This window comes from Enterocloster bolteae (assembly GCF_002234575.2).
GTDB classification, from domain to species: Bacteria; Bacillota; Clostridia; order Lachnospirales; family Lachnospiraceae; genus Enterocloster; species Enterocloster bolteae.
The window spans coordinates 2,121,308-2,142,079 of the sequence record NZ_CP022464.2; the positions used below are offsets into that span (position 1 = coordinate 2,121,308).

The 20,772-nt window shown below is 49.7% G+C and carries 20 protein-coding genes and 1 riboswitch; of the genes, 18 read left to right on the plus strand and 2 right to left on the minus strand.

The window, feature by feature from the left end:
- Positions 1-236 precede the first annotated feature (236 nt).
- The 7 genes from pdxA (at position 237) to CGC65_RS10000 (ending at position 7,889) form a co-directional block, all read left to right on the plus strand.
- Positions 237-1,286 (plus strand): 4-hydroxythreonine-4-phosphate dehydrogenase PdxA, encoded by a 1,050-nt coding sequence (gene pdxA, locus CGC65_RS09970; RefSeq protein WP_002569536.1) that lies wholly within the window; start codon positions 237-239, stop codon positions 1,284-1,286.
- A gap of 18 nt (positions 1,287-1,304) precedes the next feature.
- Positions 1,305-2,669: a four-carbon acid sugar kinase family protein gene (locus CGC65_RS09975; RefSeq protein WP_002569535.1), complete on the plus strand. Its 1,365-nt coding sequence runs from the start codon at positions 1,305-1,307 to the stop codon at positions 2,667-2,669.
- 50 nt (positions 2,670-2,719) lie between these two features.
- Positions 2,720-3,592 (plus strand): beta-keto acid cleavage family enzyme, encoded by an 873-nt coding sequence (locus tag CGC65_RS09980; RefSeq protein WP_002569534.1) that lies wholly within the window; start codon positions 2,720-2,722, stop codon positions 3,590-3,592.
- Between the two features lie 14 nt (positions 3,593-3,606).
- Positions 3,607-4,920 carry a GntP family permease gene (locus tag CGC65_RS09985; RefSeq protein WP_002569533.1) on the plus strand — a complete coding sequence of 438 codons (1,314 nt, stop codon included), beginning with the start codon at positions 3,607-3,609 and terminating at the stop codon, positions 4,918-4,920.
- 102 nt (positions 4,921-5,022) lie between these two features.
- On the plus strand, positions 5,023-5,649 hold the full coding sequence (locus CGC65_RS09990) for a hypothetical protein (RefSeq protein ID WP_002569532.1): 627 nt from the start codon (positions 5,023-5,025) through the stop codon (positions 5,647-5,649).
- Positions 5,650-5,782: 133 nt separating this feature from the next.
- Complete coding sequence (locus tag CGC65_RS09995) at positions 5,783-7,267, plus strand: AAA family ATPase (RefSeq protein ID WP_002569531.1); 1,485 nt, start codon at positions 5,783-5,785, stop codon at positions 7,265-7,267.
- Positions 7,268-7,349: 82 nt separating this feature from the next.
- On the plus strand, positions 7,350-7,889 hold the full coding sequence (locus CGC65_RS10000; RefSeq protein WP_002569530.1) for a methylated-DNA--[protein]-cysteine S-methyltransferase: 540 nt from the start codon (positions 7,350-7,352) through the stop codon (positions 7,887-7,889).
- Positions 7,890-8,208: 319 nt separating this feature from the next.
- On the opposite strand, the gene CGC65_RS10005 is transcribed toward CGC65_RS10000, so the two are convergent.
- Positions 8,209-8,553 (minus strand): winged helix-turn-helix transcriptional regulator, encoded by a 345-nt coding sequence (locus CGC65_RS10005; protein ID WP_002569529.1) that lies wholly within the window; start codon positions 8,551-8,553, stop codon positions 8,209-8,211.
- A 200-nt stretch (positions 8,554-8,753) separates the two neighbouring features.
- On the opposite strand from CGC65_RS10005, the gene CGC65_RS10010 reads away from it, so the two are divergent.
- The 7 genes from CGC65_RS10010 (at position 8,754) to CGC65_RS10040 (ending at position 16,115) form a co-directional block, all read left to right on the plus strand.
- Complete coding sequence (locus CGC65_RS10010) at positions 8,754-9,557, plus strand: EFR1 family ferrodoxin (protein WP_002569528.1); 804 nt, start codon at positions 8,754-8,756, stop codon at positions 9,555-9,557.
- A 129-nt stretch (positions 9,558-9,686) separates the two neighbouring features.
- Entirely contained in the window at positions 9,687-9,965 is a 279-nt protein-coding gene (locus CGC65_RS10015; protein WP_002569527.1) for a type II toxin-antitoxin system HicB family antitoxin, read from the plus strand.
- A gap of 41 nt (positions 9,966-10,006) precedes the next feature.
- A riboswitch (cobalamin riboswitch) is annotated at positions 10,007-10,214 on the plus strand.
- Between the two features lie 300 nt (positions 10,215-10,514).
- Positions 10,515-11,573 (plus strand): sirohydrochlorin cobaltochelatase, encoded by a 1,059-nt coding sequence (locus CGC65_RS10020; protein ID WP_007037681.1) that lies wholly within the window; start codon positions 10,515-10,517, stop codon positions 11,571-11,573.
- Positions 11,574-11,604: 31 nt separating this feature from the next.
- The gene (locus CGC65_RS10025; RefSeq protein ID WP_002569525.1) at positions 11,605-12,618 is read left to right on the plus strand and encodes a hypothetical protein; all 1,014 of its coding nucleotides are present in this window, start codon (positions 11,605-11,607) and stop codon (positions 12,616-12,618) included.
- Entirely contained in the window at positions 12,615-13,814 is a 1,200-nt protein-coding gene (locus CGC65_RS10030; protein WP_002569524.1) for an ABC transporter substrate-binding protein, read from the plus strand. Before CGC65_RS10025 ends, CGC65_RS10030 begins: the two co-directional genes overlap by 4 nt.
- A 16-nt stretch (positions 13,815-13,830) precedes the next feature.
- Entirely contained in the window at positions 13,831-14,850 is a 1,020-nt protein-coding gene (locus CGC65_RS10035; RefSeq protein WP_002569523.1) for a FecCD family ABC transporter permease, read from the plus strand.
- Between the two features lie 161 nt (positions 14,851-15,011).
- Positions 15,012-16,115 carry an ABC transporter ATP-binding protein gene (locus CGC65_RS10040; RefSeq protein ID WP_038282721.1) on the plus strand — a complete coding sequence of 368 codons (1,104 nt, stop codon included), beginning with the start codon at positions 15,012-15,014 and terminating at the stop codon, positions 16,113-16,115.
- A gap of 1 nt (position 16,116) precedes the next feature.
- Here CGC65_RS10040 and CGC65_RS10045 read toward each other — a convergent pair whose 3' ends face one another.
- Positions 16,117-16,908, minus strand: coding sequence for a MerR family transcriptional regulator (locus tag CGC65_RS10045; protein WP_002569521.1), 792 nt, complete (start codon positions 16,906-16,908; stop codon positions 16,117-16,119).
- Positions 16,909-17,016: 108 nt separating this feature from the next.
- On the opposite strand from CGC65_RS10045, the gene CGC65_RS10050 reads away from it, so the two are divergent.
- The 4 genes from CGC65_RS10050 (at position 17,017) to CGC65_RS10065 (ending at position 20,761) form a co-directional block, all read left to right on the plus strand.
- On the plus strand, positions 17,017-18,351 hold the full coding sequence (locus CGC65_RS10050) for an MATE family efflux transporter (RefSeq protein WP_002569520.1): 1,335 nt from the start codon (positions 17,017-17,019) through the stop codon (positions 18,349-18,351).
- Between the two features lie 126 nt (positions 18,352-18,477).
- Positions 18,478-19,188 (plus strand): precorrin-2 C(20)-methyltransferase, encoded by a 711-nt coding sequence (gene cobI / locus CGC65_RS10055; protein ID WP_002569519.1) that lies wholly within the window; start codon positions 18,478-18,480, stop codon positions 19,186-19,188.
- Positions 19,188-20,033 carry an ABC transporter ATP-binding protein gene (locus tag CGC65_RS10060; protein ID WP_002569518.1) on the plus strand — a complete coding sequence of 282 codons (846 nt, stop codon included), beginning with the start codon at positions 19,188-19,190 and terminating at the stop codon, positions 20,031-20,033. Before cobI ends, CGC65_RS10060 begins: the two co-directional genes overlap by 1 nt.
- Complete coding sequence (locus CGC65_RS10065; protein WP_002569517.1) at positions 20,024-20,761, plus strand: ABC transporter permease; 738 nt, start codon at positions 20,024-20,026, stop codon at positions 20,759-20,761. Before CGC65_RS10060 ends, CGC65_RS10065 begins: the two co-directional genes overlap by 10 nt.
- Positions 20,762-20,772 lie beyond the last annotated feature (11 nt).

Here is a 20,772-nt window from a genome sequence, read left to right on the forward strand (position 1 = left end):
GTTTGTGAAAATATAAAATTTTTTAAGTGGGAGCTTTTGTGCTTTGTGCATGAAGGCTCTTTTATTTGGCTTTTTTATTATCCGGCATAAATACGGACTATAAGAAATGCACAAAGAATTGTGTACATATTCTTATAAAAATAACAATTGACATTTTATTATTTTCGATTGATAATTATATATGTAAATATCGAAAGAATATAGAAATAAAAAATATCAATCAAAAGGAGAGACTCATGAAAGAGAAATACAAACCGATTGTAGGAATTACAATCGGAGACCCGGCGGGAATTGGGCCAGAGATTATCCTGAAGGCTTTGGGAGAGAAACATATTTATGATGAATGCAGGCCCCTTGTCATTGGCTGCGTGAATGTACTCGAAAGAGCAAAGGCAGTCCTTCCCCAATGCAGTCTGGAATTTAACAGGATTGAATCCGTGTCTGACGCCTGCTTCCGGTTTGGCTCCATAGATGTCCTTGAAACAGGACACTATGATATCTCGAAGCTGGTGTGGGGGAAGGAGCAGGCGGCCGCCGGACAGATAGCAATGGATTCCATTCGCACATCTATTGAATTAGGGTTGGAGGGAGAGATTGATGCGGTGACCACGGCTCCCATTAACAAGGTGGCTATTAAGATGGTGGGGGTAAAACAGGCTGGTCATACCGAGATTTATATGGACGGCACAAAAGCTCCGTATGTTCTGACCATGTTTGACTGCTTTAAGATGAGGGTATTCCATCTCAGCAGACATATATCACTGATGAATGCCATCCGGTATGCCACCAAGGAACATGTGCTGAACGATATATGCCGCATTGATAAAGAGTTAAAGCGCCTTGGGATGGAAACCCCGTACATTGCGGTGGCGGGCATTAATCCCCACAGCGGGGAAGGTGGGCTGTTCGGTGATGAAGAGATGAAGGAAATCATTCCTGCCATTGAGGAAGCCAGGAAACGGGGAATCAATGCAATCGGACCGGTTCCGCCGGATACATTATTTTCCAGGGGAAAAAATGGGGAATTTGATGCTATACTGGCAATGTATCATGACCAGGGCCATATGCCATGTAAGACGCTGGATTTGGAGAGGACAGTTTCAGTTACACTGGGACTTCCGTTTTTACGCTGCTCCGTGGACCATGGAACTGCATTTGATATTGCAGGGAAGGGGATTGCCACCAATGTCAGCATGACGGCAGCCATCGACTCCACTGTCAAATATGCAAAAGCCCTTCATGATGCAAAGCAGGATGAAAACATGGAAAATCATGATGCAAAATAGCTGAAGCAGGGGGAATATATGATGATAGGAGCTGTTACCGACGACTTTACGGGCGCAGCAAGTGCAGGCGCGCTGATTGCAAGGTCACAGGCAAGGACCGGTTTGTTTTTAGACGCTGAGGCGCTGGAGGATTCTGAGGAGGCAAGATGTCTGGATGCGGTTTTTGTAAGCAGCAACAGCAGGCATTTGAAGCCTGAGGATGCATACAGAGAGGTGTGCAAGGCAACGAAGGCCCTAAAGTCCACAGGTGTTACCTGTTTCTCTAAAAAAATAGATACAACGCTGCGCGGCAGAATTGGAAATGAAATAGACGCCATGCTGGATACTCTTGGCGGAGATATGGTTGCGGTGATGGTGCCTGCAATGCCGCAATCCAGGAGAATCTGCTTAAACGGTATATCAATCATTGACGGGACCGTGCTGACGGAAACTCCCATTGCCCAGGATGTAAAAACCCCGGTAAAGGATGCATTTATTCCAAGACTGATTCAGGGACAGAGCAGACGAAAAGTCGAGTTGATTTCCATAGAAAATGTGGACAGAGGTAAGGGAACTCTTAAATGTGCCATGATAGATGCCCGGGAGCGAGGAGGGCAGATACTGGTAATGGATGCCGTCACTTTGGAGCATATAGACCTGATCGCGCAGACCTGTGTGGAATTGGGGTGGAATGTACTGGCTGTGGACCCGGGTGCGTTTACCATGAAACTGAATTACCGCAGGGGGATGATAAAGGAGGAGGTTTCAACGGGGGCAGAGGGCAGTACGGGGCCGGAGGAAAAGGTGGCATTATTTGTGGTGGGCAGCGCAAATCCGCTGACTAAAGCACAGATGAAGTATTTGTGCAGCAGTGAGGCCAATGTACCTGTCCACGTATCTGCGTACATGCTGATAAGCGGACAGGTACAATTCGAGGAAGAAGTGAACCGGGCTGTTGGAATTGCAGTAAATCTGTTCCGGCAGAAACCAAGGCCTCAGTCCATTATCATAGGGACAGCCCTGCAGGACTGCGTGGTGGATCTGAATGATGAGGACCTTAGGCGCGGATATGATTCCGGTACCTGTTCAAGACTCATTAATGAAGGACTTGCAGAGATTACGGGGAGAGTGATGGAGCTGGCGGGCCGGGAGCAGGTGGCAGGACTTCTGCTGACCGGAGGGGATACCATGGAGAGCGTGTGCCGCAGGCTTCATGTTTCCTACATAGAAGCCATTGATCATATAGTTCCCCAGGTTGATGTGGGCCGTATCGTGGGAAACTATACCGGATTGCCGGTTGTGGTGAAAGGTGGATTCTGCGGCGGCAGGGAGATAGGAATGGCTGTTGTGAGTCGGTTATTGTCTGAGTCGGCCGGATGTCGGGAAGGAAACGGGAGGGTATAGGGCATCCGGTTTCAGGTTCGATAAAAAAGAAAGGTGAAGGTAAAATCCATATGAAAAAGGTTATTATAGAAGCCCGTGTAAACGAATATGCAATGAGGGACATGAATCCTAACGTGCCGTGGACCGTACAGGAACTTGTGGACGAAGCACAGCGTGTAAGGGAGGCTGGTGCATCCATCATGCATTTTCACGCAAGGACAGCTGCCGGGGAGCCTAATAATCACGCGGAAGTGTATGCTGAAATCATAGAAAAGGTGCGGGAGAAGACAGACATTTTACTATTGCCAACACTTGGCTTTAACAGCAATGATAAGGACAGCTCGCGTATCAAAATCATATCCGAACTGGCAAAGAAGGAATCCACGAAGCCGGATATCATTCCTCTGGATACAGGAAGCGTGAACCTGGACCAATATGACGAAGAAAAGGGCTGCTTCACGGAGTCTGATTCCATCTATACGAATTCAACCAGTACGCTGGAGTTTTGCGCCAGGGAGATGCTTAATTATAAAATAAAGGTAAAAATGACCTGCTGGGATGTGGGATTTGTGAGAAGAGGAAGAAAGCTGATTGATATGGGCCTTATCACAAAGCCGGGATATTTCCTGTTTCATCTGACAGAGGGCAAGTACATAACAGGACATCCCTGTACGGTCAGCGGCGTGGATGCTATGCGAAGCGTGCTTCCTGATGAACCATGTTACTGGAGTGCAAACTGTCTGGGAGGGAATCTTCTGAATGTGGCTCCGCATGTACTGAAAAATGGCGGGGGCCTGGCAATTGGTATTGGGGATTATCACTATAAGGAACTGGGCGCTCCGAAAAACGCAGAATTAATTAAGCGTGCGGCTGATATGGCCCGCGAAGTTGACAGGGAGATTGCAAGTCCGGACGAAGTAAAGGCATTTTTTAATATGAATTAATGGCGGAGGGGAAAATGGAAACATATATAAGTCTTGTGGGGATAGTAATAGCATTTTGTACACTTATATTCTTGATGATGCGGGGAGTCAACCTGTTCATAACAGTAATGATTGCATCCCTGATAGCGATTGTGTCCGGTAATATGAACATATATAAGACGCTCACTGAAAATTATATGACTGGCTTTGCCGATTATTACCGTTCCTATTACCTGGTGTTTTTCTGCGGAACCTTATTGGGAACAACAATGGAATTGTCCGGAGCAGCCACTTCCATTGCCAAATGGGTAACTGGAAAATTTAAGAGCATGGCATATCTGGCCATACCCTTAGCCACAGGTATTATCTGCTACGGAGGCGTCACGGCCATTATTTCGATTTTTGCCACGTTTCCCATTGCGCTGGCAATTTTCAGGGAAAATAACATACCGCGCCGGTTAATGCCCGCAGCATTATATTTTGGCTCCTGTACATTTGCCATGATTGCGCCAGGGGCGCCGCAGGTGCAGAACATTATTCCAACCCAGGGTTTTGGGGTGGATTTGATGGCCGGGACAGTTGTTGGCTTTATTTCAAGTATTTTAATGCTGCTGATAGGAAGCTTCTGGCTTTCAGTGATGATAAAAAATGCAAAAAAGGCCGGGGAGGTATTCACGTCCAGGGATGATGACAAAGATGAGAAGAGCGGGAGCCTTCCCAGTCCTCTTATATCCTTTATACCTATGCTGGTGACTGTAATAGCAATAAACCTGAAAAATAAGGCGGGGGAAAATATAATCCCCATTGAATATGCCTTGCTCATGGGTATAGCCACAACCATCATACTGATGTACCGGAGGTTTGACAGGGCAGAACTAACAGAGGCTGTATTCCAGAGTGTACCCAAGGCAGCGGTGGCGATATTCAATATATGTACCATTGTCGGATTCGGAACAGTCATTAAGTCCACCCCGGCCTTTGAATTGCTTGTAGATGCAGTCATACATATCCCTGGCAATTACCTGGTAGGCGTTTCTGTCGGGACAGCGCTGCTTGCAGGATTCTGCGGTTCCGCGTCAGGCGGACTTGGGATCATCACACCTATATTCTATGATATATTCGGGGCCATGCAGGGGGTATCCTATGCCGCCATTGCAAGAGTCATGGCCATAGCATCCTCCTCCCTGGATTCGCTTCCCCACAGCGGTTCGGTTAATACATCCATCGGGTTGTGTGGTGAATCCCATAAGAGTGCTTACATTCCGATTTTCTGCCTTTCGGTGGTGACGCCGGCTATCTGTACAGCAGTGGCAGTAATTCTGTTTACGTTGTTTCCAGGGTGGCCGTAAAATATTTATCATTTGTTTAGAAAGAAGTCAGAGTTTTTTAAATATAAATGTTGCCCAGTCTGCTATACTTGTAGAAAACAAAAGAAACGGACTGGACAAAGAATGAAATTCTGGGCTTACTTTTTAATTCCCGTATACACGGTTTTATTTACAAGAGGATATAATTGGTTTACCACCAATTTTTCTGTTATCGGCAATTTTTTTGACAGGAAAAAGTCGTTTTTCCTGTGGGGAGTTCTGGTGGGAAGTTATTTTTATATGATACACCGGAATATAAAATCCCGTGCAGCGCTGCACCCAATCTGCGCCAGATTGATACCGGCTGCACTGGTACTGTTGTTCTGCGCCATTACGACGCCCTACCTTCCGGAGGAATTGCCCCTCAAATCTGTACTGCATATCGTATTTGCATTTTTATCCGCAGTGCTGGTGCTTTTGTACCTGTTTTGGATAATCCGGACCAGGTATCAGACAGAGCCAGGAGCATACAGGCCTTTTCTGTATGGATGGGGAGCCATTGTGGGGGTGTCCGTAATCCTTTTGGCGGTGGCCGGAATCATCAGCAGCGCATTGGAGATTTATGTGACGCTGACATCCGTTGCCATGGCGCAGCGTCTGGCTTGCAGGGTTGCCGTACAGGAGGAAATGCCGGACAGCGGTGGAGACACATCCGAAAAAGCTTCGCGGAGAAAATCTCTGGGAAAACGCCGCAATCATCTATTGACATAAAAAACGGATTTACATATAATAAGGCTAGAAAAAACGTGCTTTTCCAGTGGATATACACGAATTCAGCCACAAAGAGAGAGTATATGGCACAGAGGTGTTATGACTCTCTCTTTCAATATCAGGGAGGATTTTTATGCCAGTATTTGATTTCAGCGACACACCAAAAAAGGAAGAAGAGCCACAGTGCACTTACACGGTATATTACTCCAATGAGCCGGCGGCTTCTCCGGAGAAGCCCATGCTTGTTCTGGATAACAGCAGCCGGGCCTGGAGACACCATTCCTGCGGCGTTTTCACCAACCAGGCCAAGCGGACCGCTTTCGAGTTCAAGGAGGAGGACGGGACTGTCAGCGCGGATATCCTGCAGGTTGACGCCCGCTTCACCAGCCTGCTGCGCTGGCTGGGGGAAAACCATATCAGTGTCCGATTGTCCGGTCAGAACCGCGGAGACGGATACGCGGTCTATAAGATTCGGGAGGTGGCCTTTGGAGGAGGGACCAAGCTGTCTGCCGAGGACGGTTTTCTACAGTTTATGATTGAACGGCTGCTGGCAGGCAGCGCGCCGGAGCAAGAACTGGCAGAGGAGGACCAGGAGGAAAACGGTGACGACATGAAGCTGACCAGTATTCAGAGCCTTACTGATTTCATGAACTGCGCCGGCAGGACGCTGCCGGACAATATACGGATTTGGGCCCGCAGGAACCTGGCGGTGGCCCGCTCCCATGAAGTGACTCCGGAGGAGAGGCGCCATGCCCAGCGCGCCCTTTCCATCATGATGAACATTCAGTGGAAGAATCACTATTTTGAATCCATTGATCCTGTGGAGGCCCGCAGGATTCTGGATGAGGAACTGTACGGCATGGAACGGGTCAAACAGAGAATCATAGAGACCATCATACAGATTAACCGCACCCATACGCTTCCTGCATACGGCATGCTGCTGGTTGGCCCGGCAGGTACCGGAAAGTCACAGATTGCCTATGCGGTAGCCAGGATATTAAAGCTTCCGTGGACAACCCTGGATATGAGCTCCATCAATGATTCGGAACAGCTCACCGGCAGTTCCCGCATTTATTCCAATGCCAAACCCGGAATTATCATGGAAGCGTTCTCTATGGCAGGAGAATCCAATCTTGTCTTTATCATCAACGAACTGGACAAGGCGTCATCGGGAAAAGGAAACGGCAATCCCGCCGATGTGCTGCTGACCCTCCTGGACAATCTGGGATTTACGGACAATTACATAGAGTGTATGATACCCACCGGCGGCGTGTATCCCATTGCCACTGCCAACGATAAGAGCCAAATCAGCGCGCCTCTCATGTCGCGTTTTGCGGTGATTGATATTCCGGATTATACGCCGGAGGAGAAGAAAATTATATTTTCAAAGTACGCCATGCCAAAGGTTTTAAAGCGCATGGGGCTGCATGAAAATGAGTGTGTGGTGACAGAGGATGCGCTTGACGCGGTCATTGAAAAATACGCGGACACCACAGGCATCCGGGATCTGGAACAGGCCGCGGAGCATATGGCCGCCAATGCCCTTTACCAGATAGAAGTGGACAATGTGGCTGCGGTGGTGTTTGACGGGGATATGGTGAGGGAGCTGCTGGGGTAAAGGCGTGTTCCTGCACAGAGCAGAACAGGGAGGAGCGTATCCAGATTCGCTGTGCAATCAAAAGATTGGGGAGGGAAATAGTATGTATTATACAACAGATTATATATCGCCGGTGGGCAGGATTAAACTGGCTGCTGACGGCGAAAGACTGGTTGGGCTGTGGCTGGAAGGACAGAAATATTTTGCCGGTACTGTTAAAGAAGAGATGACGGAGGCCCCGGAACTTGGGATTTTTAAAGATACAAAGGACTGGCTGGACCGCTATTTTGCGGGAAAGAGGCCTGAGTCCTCAGAGCTTTTGCTGGCTCCCCTGGGAGGAGAATTCCGGCAGGGTGTATGGGAAATCCTCTGTCAGATCTCCTATGGACAGCTCACTACGTATGGCGATATTGCAAAGAAAATAGCGGAGAAGATGAACCGGGAAACCATGTCAGCCCAGGCAGTGGGCGGAGCAGTGGGCCACAATCCTATTTCCATCATCATACCGTGCCACAGGGTGGTGGGCGCGGCCGGCAGTCTGACCGGATATGCCGGGGGCATTGATAAAAAGATATGGCTGCTGAAGCATGAAGGGGTGGACATGGAAGGCCTGTTTATACCTGAGAAGGGGACGGCACTTTGAAGGTAAAGAAATGTTACTGAAAAGCCCTGTTATGGGATTTGGCTGGGGACGATGACGGGGTGGTGGCGGGTGAGAAAGCAGGTTTGGTAACACAAATGGGCCGGCAGCTTCCTGCCGGCTCATTTTGTATGAGAAAAGTTGTATGAAAAGCATTACGCTTTATAAATCAAATATATCATCAAGGTATGAATAAGATATGAACAGGAATGACTTTTATTCTGTATTTTACCAACTATTTTACCTGTACTTTTCTGACCGGACCATGACCAGCAGGAAGAGAGCGTAGGGACTGCATCTGTTCAAAATGCGGATAGAGAGACTATCTGGATGAGGATAAGGGGAAAAGGTGAGTCTCCCCCCAATCCTTTACGTGTTCCATTATGGGCATGAAGCTCTGTCCCAGGTCTGTCAGGGAATATTCCACCCTGGGAGGAAGCTCTTTATAGTCATGACGGCTGATAAAGCCGTCTTCTTCAAGGGAACGGAGCTGATTAATCAGGGATGATTCTGATATGCCGCCTATATGGCGGCGCAGCGCTCCAAATCTGTGTATATCCTGGAAACCAATATAGTACAGGATTTCAATTTTCCACTTCCCCCCAAGGACTCTCTGAACCTTCTGTATGATTTCACATCGTTCCGGAACTGATTTTTCTGTTTTCACGGTGACTCCCCCTGCTGCGTGCTTATAGTATTGGCTTTTATCAATATTCCGGCTGCTGTATCAGGAATATTGTTGAGTATGCAGAGTGATTATAACACCAACAGTATCGTTAAACAATGTACCACAAAAATTTTGGGTACTTTTCTTTTTGATGCATCATGTCTATAATCAGCGTATAACCAACAGGAGGGGAAAAAGATATGGAATCCGTGATATATTATTTTTCAGCAACCGGCAATAGTCTGCGTATTGCGAACATCATGGCGGAAAGGATGGATGGGCTGCTGCTTCCTATGTCAAGATATAAGGGGACAAAATGCAGCAGCCGGCAAATCGGCCTGGTTTTTCCCACATATTTCTGGGGCGTTCCCAGAACCGTGGCAGAGTTTGTGGATGAAATGAAAGTTGAGGCAGATAACCCATATGTGTTTGCAGCCGCAACCTGCGGAGGGCTTGCCGGAGGTGTATTGGGGCATTTGGACGCACTTCTTAAGAAAAAGGGGCTTCATCTGGATTATGGAATAACGATTCCGTCTGTAGCGAATTTTATAGAGGAGTATAATCCCAAGACACGTTCGGCGGACAGAAAACTCAGGGAAGCTGATGAGATGGCTGAAAGGGCTTCGGCAGAAGTGATTGCAGCCAGGCGCAACGGACCATTTGGGTTCCATGTCTGGGACAGAATATTTTATAAGCTTTATACGGATTATAAACTGAACAGAGACACAGGATTTCATGTGGATGATACTTGTGTCCGCTGCGGTATTTGCCAGAGGATCTGCCCCAGCCGGAATATTGTACTGAAAAATGAAAAACCGGAATTTCAGCACCGCTGCGAACACTGTGTAGCGTGCATCAACTGCTGCCCACAACAGGCCATCCAGTGGAAACATGCAACACAGAAGAGGGTCCGCTACCGGAATCCGGGTGTATCTGTTCACGATATCATAGAAGGTATGGGAAGTGCCCGGGATAGCTTTATATCGAAGGATCGAGACATATAAAGTGTGAAAACCATTCCCCAAAACCACTCCAAAAAATTACAGCTGTCCAAAACCAGTCTGAGATTGTACAGAATCAAAATTCAGTATATAATAAGTATGCTTTATTATGAATACTGGAGGAAGAAGAAAATGACATTTACGTACCCGGCGGTATTTACGCCTCATAAAAACGATAAAGGCTATCATGTAACATTTCCGGATCTGCAGTGCTGCGAGGCAGACGGACCGGACCTGGAGGATGCTGTGGAGCATGCCAGGGAAGCAGCCTACAACTGGCTCTATCTGGAGATTGAGGAGAAAACCTTTGAGTTTCCTCCCCAGACCCATATGGAGGATATCAGGCTGGAGGAAGGGGAGTTCCTGAAACACATCATGGTGACAGTAAAGCTGCTTCCGGATAATGATTGATTTTATTGCTTTTTTTTACATTAAGTGGTAGGATAAAGCATATCGAGTTAAGAACAGCTGGTGCCGCTGTCTGTCTTTGTCAGACAGCGGGTAATAGGGAAACAGGTGGAAATCCTGTACGATCTCGTCACTGTAAGTAAGGAGCCCATGGTTTATGTCAAGGACAGTCACTGATTCAGTTAGAATTGGGAAGGCAGCCATGGGTGTTGATATACGAGTCAGGAAACCTGCCAGTTGTTGGTACAGGAATAATTTTCCAAATCACGAGTAATTGGTTGTACCGATTTACGGTGTTTCGGCCGCGGATTTCTGACTCAGACGGTAACGGATTTTTACGCAGGGAAACTGTGTCCTGACGGAGGGTGATTCCCTCGGGGCACGGGTACGCTGCGTATTACATATCTGCAGAAAAACGTATATCCCCAGGACGCTTGCGGAATACGCTTATGCGCGTGTGGACTGCCGTTTGGGATTTGTCAGATACAGGCTGCATATTCCTCTACCTTGGTTTAACCGATACGGTGTCATAAAACAAGGAGGAAAGAGAAGATGAAGATGAAAAAACTGGCAGTATTTTTTGCGGCAGCAGCCCTGACAACAGTGACCGCAGCCGGCTGCTCCGGCGGGCAGAAGGAGACGGCGGCAGATGCCGCCAAAGATTCTGAGGCAGTGACAACTGCGGAGCAGACCACAGGGGCAAAAACAGAAGTACCAGAGACAACAGCAGAGGCAGCAGAGGCGGCAGCGGAGGCTGACGAGGAGAATTACGATACTGGCGATGCTTCAAAGGATAATGCCAGAAATCAGGATGGAATCGGTGAAAATGAGCTTCTGGTAGTCAGCTTTGGCACCAGCTACAATGACAGCAGACGTCTGACCATTGGTGCCATTGAGGACGCTGTTGAGAAGGCATTTCCTGATTTCGCAGTCAGGAGAGGATTCACCAGCCAGATTATTATTGATCACGTAAAATCCAGGGATAATGTTGCCATTGACAATGTAGGAGAGGCCCTTGACCGCGCGGAGAAGAACGGTGTCAGGAATCTTGTAATTCAGCCCACCCATCTGATGAACGGACTTGAGTATACGGATTTGGTCAATGAGGCGGCGGAGTATTCTGACGCATTTGACAAAGTGGCAATCGGAAAGCCGCTTCTCACCACAGAGGATGATTTCAGGGCAGTCATGAAGGCTGTCACAGAGGCAACTGCACAGTATGATGACGGTGAGACAGCCATCTGTTTTATGGGACACGGCACAGAGGCAGAGTCCAACCAGGTATATGCAAAAATGCAGGATATGCTTACAGAGGCAGGTTATAAGAATTACTATGTGGGTACCGTTGAAGCAGCGCCAAGCCTGGATGATGTCCTGGCAGCGGTGGAGGAAGGAAGCTATAAGAAGGTGGTTTTGGAGCCGCTGATGATCGTGGCAGGCGACCATGCCAACAATGATATGGCAGGAGACGAAGAAGGTTCCTGGAAGACTGCGTTTGAGGATGCGGGCTATGAAGTGACATGCCTTGTCAACGGACTCGGCCAGCTGGAAGCAATCCAGCAGCTCTTTGTAGAACATGCTCAGGCAGCGGTTGACAGTCTGACAAAATAAATCATAAGAATAAACGGGCGGTCGGGGCAATTTGCTGATCGCCCTTTTAGAGGTGGGAATATTGGAAGTAAAATACATGAAAATGAAGCTCTGTGCCCTCCTGGCCGCCATAGGGCTGTGTGCAGGGAACCTTTCGGGCTGCGGAGGAAAGACGCCGGCTGTTGCTGATACCAGTGCCGCCGCAAAATCTTCTGTAGTGGAACTGTCCGAAGCGGAACTGGCCCAGGAGGAACTGGCCGAAGGGGCATATGATGATGCCCCGGCAAAAAACACCCAAAACCAGGAGTCAGGCAGCCTCGGGGATGCGGTGAAAGACGGAATGGAGCCGGTTTCGGCGGATGCGCTGAAGGATGGGGGCTATGAGGTCAGGGTGGACTCCAGCTCCGGCATGTTCCGGATTACGGAGTGTGAACTTACGGTGCAGGATGGCGCTATGAGCGCGGTTATGACCATGAGCGGGACCGGTTATCTGAAACTGTATATGGGAACCGGGGCTGAGGCGGAGCAGGCTTCTGAGGCGGATTTTATTCCATTTGTGGAGAATGCAGATGGAAAGCACACCTTCAAGGTACCGGTGGAAGCGCTGGACAAGGAAATTAACTGCAGCGCCTTCAGCAGGAAAAAGGAAACATGGTATGACCGTGTGCTGGTATTTTGTTCCGGCTCCCTTCCGGCAGAGGCCTTTGCCGACGGTGAGGCGGCTACGGCAAAGAGCCTTAAGCTGGAAGATGGTTCGTATACGGTGGCAGTCAGGCTGGAGGGCGGTTCAGGCCGGGCGTCTGTGGAGACGCCGGCGGCGCTTAGGGTTGAGGATGGCAATGCATTTGCGGTTATTACATGGGGCAGTTCCAACTATGATTATATGAAGGTTGACGGGGAGAGGCTGGATCTGATAAGTACCGGGGGTAATTCTTCGTTTGAGATTCCGGTCCGTGTATTTGACCGGAAGATGCCGGTCATAGCGGATACCATTGCCATGAGCGAACCTCATGAGGTGGAATATACCCTTGTGTTTGATTCAACCACAATTAAAAAGGCTGAATGATGAGACGGATAAAGAAATTAATGGCAATTGCCGCCGCCGGAATCCTTATGACAGCAGTGTGTACAGGCTGTTCCTCGGCAGGGCGGACCGGGGCAGATCCGGCTGTCGCGAATAACCGGTCCCTGGGTTCCTCCCCTGCCCCGGTTCCGGAAGGCTGGAGCGGCATAAAGAGAACCGGCAGTATGGAGCTTCTCTATGCGGACCAGTTTTCAGTGGACTATTACGATGGCGGTTACGCAATGATAACGATTAAGGACAGCGGCCGTTATCTGGTGGTGCCGGAAGGAAAATTACAGCCTTCCGGCCTTCCGGGTGACGTGGCGGTCATAAAGCAGCCTCTGGAGAATATTTATCTGGCGGCGACCTCGGCCATGGACCTGTTTTGCAGCCTGGATGGAACAGACCGGATTACACTGTCAGGGACAGATGCTTCCGGCTGGTACATAGAAGAGGCAAGGTCAGCCATGGAAGATGGCAGGATGCTCTATGCGGGCAAATACAACGCGCCGGACTATGAGCGGATTTTGTCCGGGTCCTGTGACCTGGCGGTAGAATCCACGATGATTTACCATTCCCCGGAAGTAAAGGAGCAGCTGGAGAGACTGGGGATACCGGTTCTGGTGGAACGCTCCAGCTACGAGCGCCATCCTCTTGGAAGGATGGAATGGCTTAAATTATATGGGGTGCTGCTGGACCGGGAGGAACAGGCAAACAGCTGTTTTGCCGGACAGGTGAAGCAGCTGGAACCTGTCATGGCTCAGGAGAGTACCGGAAAAACAGTATCATTTTTCTATATCAGTTCCAACGGCTATGTAAATGTCAGGAAGTCGGGGGATTATGTGGCTGAAATGATAGACCTGGCCGGAGGAACCTATGTGCCCCAGGGACTTACGGAAAATGAAAACGCGCTGTCCACCATGAATATGCAGATGGAAAGCTTTTATGCCTCCGCCAGGGATGCGGATTATATTATATATAACAGCACCATAGACGGTGAGCTGGACAATCTGAGCCAGCTTTTGGAGAAAAGCAGCCTCCTGGCTGATTTTAAGGCTGTGAAGGAGGGAAATGTGTGGTGTACGGAGAAAAGCCTGTTTCAGGAGACCATGGGCCTGGGGGATATGATTTTGGATATCCACCGTATACTGACGGAGGAGGAGCCGGAAGGCCTCAGGTATATGCACCGGCTGCGTTAAATAAGGAGTAGTCTGAATGATAAAAGGTACTTATATAAAAAACAGTATTTCATTTGCCCTTCTGGCGGTCATGATGTGCTTTTTATTTATCTGGAACATCAATTCCGGCAGTGTGCACCTGTCAGTGGAGGAAATAGGTGAAATTCTGTTCAGAAGGACAGGGGAGGCCGCTTCATACCGCATTGTATGGGACATACGCCTCCCCCGGATTCTCTCGGCCGTGATACTGGGCGGCGCGCTGTCCGTATCGGGTTTTCTGCTCCAGACGTTTTTTGCAAATCCCATAGCAGGCCCTTTTGTGCTGGGGATTTCATCCGGCGCAAAGCTGGTGGTTTCCCTTGTGATGATAGTTTTGCTGGGAAGGGGAATCTCCATCGGATCGGCGGGGATGATTCTGGCTGCCTTTGCAGGCTCCATGATTTCCATGGGATTTGTCCTGATGATTTCCGGTAAGGTGAAGAAGATGTCCATGCTTGTTATCTGCGGGGTGATGATTAGCTATATCTGTTCCGCCATAACTGATTTTGTGGTGACATTTGCAGAAGATGCCAACATTGTCAATCTCCACAACTGGTCCATGGGCAGCTTTTCAGGCACCTCCTGGGAGAATGTAAGTGTCATGACGGCAGTGGTTTTCCTGTCGCTGATTCTTGTTTTTCTCATGGCAAAGCCGATTGGAGCTTACCAGATGGGGGAAGTGTATGCCCAGAACATGGGGGTGAACATACTGCGGTTCAGGGTGGCCCTGATTCTTCTGTCCAGTATTCTTTCTGCCTGTGTGACTGCATTCGCAGGCCCTATATCCTTTGTGGGAATTGCGGTTCCGCATCTGGTGAAGAGCCTGTTTAAAACGGCAAAGCCCATACTCATGATTCCGGGCTGCTTCCTGGGCGGCGCAGTGTTTTGTCTGTTCTGCGATTTGGCGGCCAGAACCGTCTTTGCGCCCACGGAACTCAGCATCAGCTCCGTGACAGCTGTATTCGGCGCGCCTGTGGTCATTTACATGATGGTGCATAACCGGAAGGGTATGCAGTGAAATGAAGGAAAGATGCAGGAAAGATGCAGGAAAGATGCAGGAGAACTGCGGGTGAAATGCAGGAGAAATGCAGGTAAGATGCAGGAGAACTGCGGGTGAAATGCAGGAAAGATGCAGGGAAAGAGCAGGAGAAATGCAAGCGAAATGGAGAGGCGGATTTCATGGCAGAAGATTACATATGGACAGAAAATATGACCGTCGGATACGGCAAAACGCCTCTGATACGGCAAATCGGAATTCATGTTAGGGCGGGAGAAATCGTGACGCTCATCGGGCCAAACGGGGCTGGTAAATCCACCATTCTGCGAAGCGTAATACGGCGGCTGGGACTGCTGGAAGGGACCGTTTACCTGGATGGCATGCCCATGAAGGGGATGGGGGAGAGGGAGATTGCAAAGAGGATGTCCATTCTGATGACAGAGCGGATTCACCCGGAGCTTATGAACTGTGAGGATGTGGTAGGCACAGGCCGCTACCCATATACCGGAAGGATGGGCATACTGACGGCAGAGGACAGAGGAAAGGTCAGGGAGGCCATGGAGCTGGTCCATGCATGGGATCTGGCTTCCCGGGATTTTTCGCAGATAAGCGACGGGCAGAAGCAGCGCATTCTTCTGGCCCGGGCCATCTGTCAGGACCCCAGTGTCATTGTCCTGGACGAGCCCACCTCCTTCCTGGATATCCGGCATAAGCTGGAGCTTCTGACCATTTTAAAGGACCTGGTACGCAGGAAGAAGGTAGCGGTGCTCATGTCCCTTCATGAGTTGGATTTAGCGCAGAAATTATCAGATTATATTGTCTGCGTAAAGGGGGAATACATTGAGCGGTGCGGAACTCCGGAAGAGATTTTCACCTCCTCCTATATTACCGGGCTGTACGGAATCACCAAAGGCAGCTATTATGCGGAATTTGGCTGCCTGGAGATGGAACCGGTGAAGGGTAAGCCTCAGGTATTTGTCATAGGCGGAAACGGAAGCGGGATTCCGGTTTACAGGAGACTGCAGCGCATGGGAATCCCATTTGCGGCAGGCATTCTCCACGAAAATGATGTGGATTACCCCATTGCCAGGGCGCTGGCCTCCCAGGTGATATCGGAAATGCCTTTTGAACCGATTCGGGAAGAGACATATGACCGCGCTGCAGAGGTTTTGGCGTCCTGCGGTCAGGTTATCTGCTGTCTGAAGGAATTTGGTACTTTAAACGATAAGAACAGGAAACTGGCTGAGCTGGGAAGGGATAAGCAGGGGGCTGACTTGCTGGTATAATCTAATCCACCTTTAACTGCAGCTCCGTCACCTGTTCCTCCACATGTTTTGTGGTATGGACGTCTATCCACAAAAGCTCCAGCAAGGGTCCCCGGATATTCATGGAATGTTCCCTGGCATAGTCCAGGAGCCGGGGAACATAGGTCCTGGTCTGGCGGAAGTTGCCGCTGTAGCAGACCGACAGATAGGTACCCTTCCCGATGCAGTGCTCGCCGTCAGGGTGAAGGATGAACACCGCGTCATACTGCTGGCATCGTCCGTCCATGGCATCAGACAGGCTGATAAAGGAGCCCATCTGGTTGTTGCCTATGATATACTGCCTGTCCGGTCCAAAGGAGACCAGCTGTTTAATGAGAATATCCATTTCTTCGTCCGTCTCGTAGCTCTGCATGATCCGGTGGCAGGCACGGGGCGGCATTTCTTTTAATGTGATGGTCCCGAGAGGGAGTCCCCGTGCCTGGGAAATGGTTTCCCTGCGGGTGATGATATTGTCCCGGAGGGATTTAAGCCGTTCAATGTGCCGGTCAATCACATCCATCTCCTTCTGGAACAGTTCCAGGGAGGAATCAATGCTTCGGTTCTCAATATATGCCTTTATCTGCTCCATGGAAAATCCCAGTTCCCGCAAATCGCGGATAACATTCAGACACCACAGGTCCTCGGTGCGGTAAATGCGGTATCCGTTAGGCGCCCGGCGGGGGACCAGTATGCCCAGCTCCTCATAGTAGCGCAGTATATCCGTGCTTATGTTATAAAGGGAGGCAATCTCCCCGATTTTATAGAATGTTGACATGAATCTTCTCCCAAATATGGCAATATTTACTGTTTACCTTGGTATTATACCAAGGTTTATGATGGGAATGCAAGCAGAGCAGCAAAGTCATTATAAAGGAGTTGTATCATGAATTTAGAGGGAATGTCACTGAAGAAAAAGTTCTGGAGGTTTGTATGGCCTTCCGTGGTGGCCCAGTGGATCTTTGCGTTATATACCATGGTGGATGGAATGTTTGTGGCCAGGGGCGTGTCTGAGGTGGCCCTGTCGGCTGTGAATATTGCCTCTCCCTTTGTAAACTTCCTGTTTTCTGTTTCCATATTGTTTGCCGTGGGTACGTCCACCGTGGTAGCCATTTTCCTGGGGCAGGGCAGGCAGCGGGAGGCTAATCAGGCCAACACTCAGAACATGGTGGTGACAGGAGTCTTATCCCTGTTTATCATGCTCATGGTGTGGCTGTGCCTGGACCCTATTGTAAGCTTTCTGGGAGCCACACAGAGCACGCAGGAGTATGTAAAGCATTATATTTTATCCCTGCTGCCCTTTACATGGTGGTTCATCATATCATATACATTTGAGACATTGGTAAAGACAGACGGATTTCCCCGGTTTGCGGCTGCGGCTGTGGCTTCGGGCGCCCTGGTAAACTGTGTGCTGGATTATCTGTTTGTCATGGTATTTCGCTGGGGCATTGGGGGAGCCGGGGCAGCCACGGGACTTTCCCAGATGGTTCCGGTATTCCTGTATCTGAAACATTTCCTGGGGCCAAAGGCAACCATTCGCTTCGCCAGGCCGGTTTGGGACTTGGGACAGTTTATCCGGGTGGTGAAGATTGGCCTGTCCTCCGGTTTTACGGAGCTGTCAGCAGGCTTCACAGTATTTATGTTCAACCATGCCATTCTGCGGTATATTGGTGAACAGGGAGTGGTGAGCTACACAATCATCGCATATGTGAATACCATCGTGGTCATGTCCATGGCGGGAATCGCGCAGGGCATCCAGCCTTTAATCAGCTTTCATTACGGCAGACAGGAGCGGGATGTATGCAGCAGGCTTTTGAAGTACTCGCTGACAGCGTCCGTGGGCGTGGCGGGAATAGCCTTTATCTCTTCCATGGCAGGTGCTGACTGGCTGGTGGGTATTTTCATCTCTGAAAAGCTGGAAGGGCTCAGACAGTATTCTGCGTCTGTATTCAGGATATTCAGCCTGTCGTTTCTGGTGGTGGGATTTAATATTACAGGGGCAGGGTATTTTACAGCCATTGAGCGGCCGAAGGAGTCTCTGATTATCTCTTTGGGCAGAGGTATGGTTATCATAGCGGCCTCATTGGCAGTCTGTATTGGCGTGGGGGGAGGAGAAGGCATCTGGTGGGCGCCTGCTGTATCAGAGCTGATGTGCCTGGGCGTCACCCTGATTCTGGTGTATTTGTATACAAGAAGGGAAACTTTCAAATGCATATCTTGAAAAGGCAGAGTATCCTGTGCTAGAATGAAAAACAGAGGTATTAATTGCCCTTTGCCTCCATATATGGTACCATATTTAGTGTTTCGGACAAAACACCAGGTATGAGAAAAGAAAGAGGATTGAAAAATGGGAAAACTCTATGGAATCGGCGTAGGACCGGGAGACCCGGAACTGCTTACTTTAAAAGCGCACCGCATTCTCAATGCGGCGGATGTGATTTTTTGTCCTGAAAAGGAGGCCGGGGCAGGCAGCTTTGCCTTTGATATTATACAGGGACTTTTGGAGGACACAAAGGCGGAAATCGTAAATTTAGTTTATCCGATGCATTATCACGGCACGCAGCTGCGCGAAATGTGGAAGCAGAACGCGGGTTGTATCGCGCAGTATTTAAATGGGGACCGTACCGGCGCCTTTATTACGCTGGGGGATCCGGCGGTTTACAGCACATTTATGTATACCCTTCCCTACATAGAGGAAGCGGGCGTGGAGGTGGAGGTAGTGCCCGGCGTCACTTCCTTCTGCGCTGTGGCTGACTCCATGAAAATACCCCTGGTGGCCTGGAATGAGGACCTGGTGGTAGCCCCTGTGCGTAAAAACAGCAGTGAGGATTTGGGGAGGGTGCTCAGGGAACATGACAATGTGGTCCTGATGAAACCGTCCACTGACCCGCAGGCCCTGCTGAAGGCTCTTAAGGAGAACCATCTGGAGGACAGGTTTGTGCTGATTACCAAGACAGGCACAGGGGAGGAGCGTCTGGTGACTGACTTTGAGGAGCTGGAGCGGTATGATATACCGTATCTTTCCACGGTCATCATTAAGAAGCAGGGGAGGCAGTAATGATTCTATGTAATGACCTGCATAAACAGTTCGGTGATGTGGAAGCAGTGAAGGGTGTCTCCATGGAGATTCCCGACGGGATGTTTTTGGGCCTGCTGGGACCAAATGGGGCTGGAAAGACAACGCTGATGCGGATAATGACCGGACTTCTGGCGCCGGATACAGGCACCGTGGCCTTTGACGGACAGGTGATGGACCGGAATGCCGTGGCTGTCAAGCAGGCCATCGGCGTAACCAGCCAGCATGTCAATCTGGACAAGGAATTGACGGTGGAAGAAAATATGGAGTTTGCAGGCCGCCTTTACCGGATGGGAAAGGCGGATATTGCTGTGTCCACGGACCGCCTTCTGGCCTTTCTCGGACTGGACAGCGTCCGAAAAAGGGCGGCCCAGAACCTGTCAGGAGGAATGAAGCGCAAGTTGATGATTGCAAAGTCCCTGATTCACAATCCAAAATATCTATTTCTGGATGAACCAACGGTAGGCATCGACCCCAATGCCCGCCGGGATATATGGGATTTCCTGCACATACAGCACAAGGAGGGGAAAACCATACTTCTGACCACACATTATATCGAAGAGGCCCAGCACCTGTGCGATTATGTGATGCTGATTGACGGAGGGAAGATATTTAAGGAGGACACGCCCGCCGGACTGATTGATGAAATCGGGCAATTTAAGGTGGAGTACGAAGATGGGGACAGGATAAAGGCTGAGTTCTTTAAGGACCTGCCTGCTGCAAAGTCCAGGGCAGCCGGAATTGACGCGCTGTGCAGCGTGCTTCCTTCCACGCTGGAGGACGTATTTTTCCATTACACCAGCAAGGGGGTGGGAGGATGGAAATAACCACGATTTTGTGGCGGGAATGGCTGTTCCTCAAACGGAGGTTCTGGAGAGTTACATTTTCACAGATGGTATCGCCGCTTTTGTATTTTATTACCTTTGGGATGGGCCTGGGAAGAGTGATGGAGATGGATGGAAGGCCCTATCTCTACTACCTGATACCGGGCCTCTTAGCCATGACCACCATGCGCAACAGCTACACATCGGTTTCCACCCGCATCAGCGTCATGCGCCTCCATGAAAAGAGCTTTGAGTGTTATCTGTATTCACCCACCAGGATGCATCTGCTGGCTATGGGCCATATCCTTGCGGGAGCCCTCCGCGGTATGTATTCCGGTGTGTTTATCGTACTGTTGGGAATCGTGTCGGGGGCCAGGCTGGCCATGAACGGGTGGCTTTTGACCGCGGTTATCCTGAATTCGCTGATCTTTTCCGCCCTTGGCTTTCTGGCAGCCATGATGATGGAGAGCCATTACGACATGAACAATTTTACTAATATTGTCATAACGCCCATGTCGTTTCTGTGCGGCACCTTCTTTTCCCTGGACGGCATACCGGAAGCGCTTAAGTGGGTGGTGAATATGATGCCGCTGACCCATACCACCCGGCTTATACGGGAAATTTCGTTTGGCGGCAGTGTCAGCTGGCCCTCCATGGCATCCGCGGTCTTGTTTGCGGCAGCGTTTACCGGAGGCTGCGTGTGGACGTGTTACCGGGAAGCAAAAGCATAAAAACAGGGATT

What these genes read in the sequence shown, in the direction of transcription:
- pdxA (WP_002569536.1), top strand. Translation starts at nt 237, where the DNA reads ATGAAAGAGAAATACAAACCGATTGTAGGAATTACAATCGGAGACCCG.
- CGC65_RS09975 (WP_002569535.1), top strand. Translation starts at nt 1,305, where the DNA reads ATGATGATAGGAGCTGTTACCGACGACTTTACGGGCGCAGCAAGTGCA.
- CGC65_RS09980 (WP_002569534.1), top strand. Translation starts at nt 2,720, where the DNA reads ATGAAAAAGGTTATTATAGAAGCCCGTGTAAACGAATATGCAATGAGG.
- CGC65_RS09985 (WP_002569533.1), top strand. Translation starts at nt 3,607, where the DNA reads ATGGAAACATATATAAGTCTTGTGGGGATAGTAATAGCATTTTGTACA.
- CGC65_RS09990 (WP_002569532.1), top strand. Translation starts at nt 5,023, where the DNA reads ATGAAATTCTGGGCTTACTTTTTAATTCCCGTATACACGGTTTTATTT.
- CGC65_RS09995 (WP_002569531.1), top strand. Translation starts at nt 5,783, where the DNA reads ATGCCAGTATTTGATTTCAGCGACACACCAAAAAAGGAAGAAGAGCCA.
- CGC65_RS10000 (WP_002569530.1), top strand. Translation starts at nt 7,350, where the DNA reads ATGTATTATACAACAGATTATATATCGCCGGTGGGCAGGATTAAACTG.
- CGC65_RS10010 (WP_002569528.1), top strand. Translation starts at nt 8,754, where the DNA reads ATGGAATCCGTGATATATTATTTTTCAGCAACCGGCAATAGTCTGCGT.
- CGC65_RS10015 (WP_002569527.1), top strand. Translation starts at nt 9,687, where the DNA reads ATGACATTTACGTACCCGGCGGTATTTACGCCTCATAAAAACGATAAA.
- CGC65_RS10020 (WP_007037681.1), top strand. Translation starts at nt 10,515, where the DNA reads ATGAAGATGAAAAAACTGGCAGTATTTTTTGCGGCAGCAGCCCTGACA.
- CGC65_RS10030 (WP_002569524.1), top strand. Translation starts at nt 12,615, where the DNA reads ATGATGAGACGGATAAAGAAATTAATGGCAATTGCCGCCGCCGGAATC.
- CGC65_RS10035 (WP_002569523.1), top strand. Translation starts at nt 13,831, where the DNA reads ATGATAAAAGGTACTTATATAAAAAACAGTATTTCATTTGCCCTTCTG.
- CGC65_RS10040 (WP_038282721.1), top strand. Translation starts at nt 15,012, where the DNA reads ATGGCAGAAGATTACATATGGACAGAAAATATGACCGTCGGATACGGC.
- CGC65_RS10045 (WP_002569521.1), bottom strand. Translation starts at nt 16,908, where the DNA reads ATGTCAACATTCTATAAAATCGGGGAGATTGCCTCCCTTTATAACATA.
- CGC65_RS10050 (WP_002569520.1), top strand. Translation starts at nt 17,017, where the DNA reads ATGAATTTAGAGGGAATGTCACTGAAGAAAAAGTTCTGGAGGTTTGTA.
- cobI (WP_002569519.1), top strand. Translation starts at nt 18,478, where the DNA reads ATGGGAAAACTCTATGGAATCGGCGTAGGACCGGGAGACCCGGAACTG.
- CGC65_RS10060 (WP_002569518.1), top strand. Translation starts at nt 19,188, where the DNA reads ATGATTCTATGTAATGACCTGCATAAACAGTTCGGTGATGTGGAAGCA.
- CGC65_RS10065 (WP_002569517.1), top strand. Translation starts at nt 20,024, where the DNA reads ATGGAAATAACCACGATTTTGTGGCGGGAATGGCTGTTCCTCAAACGG.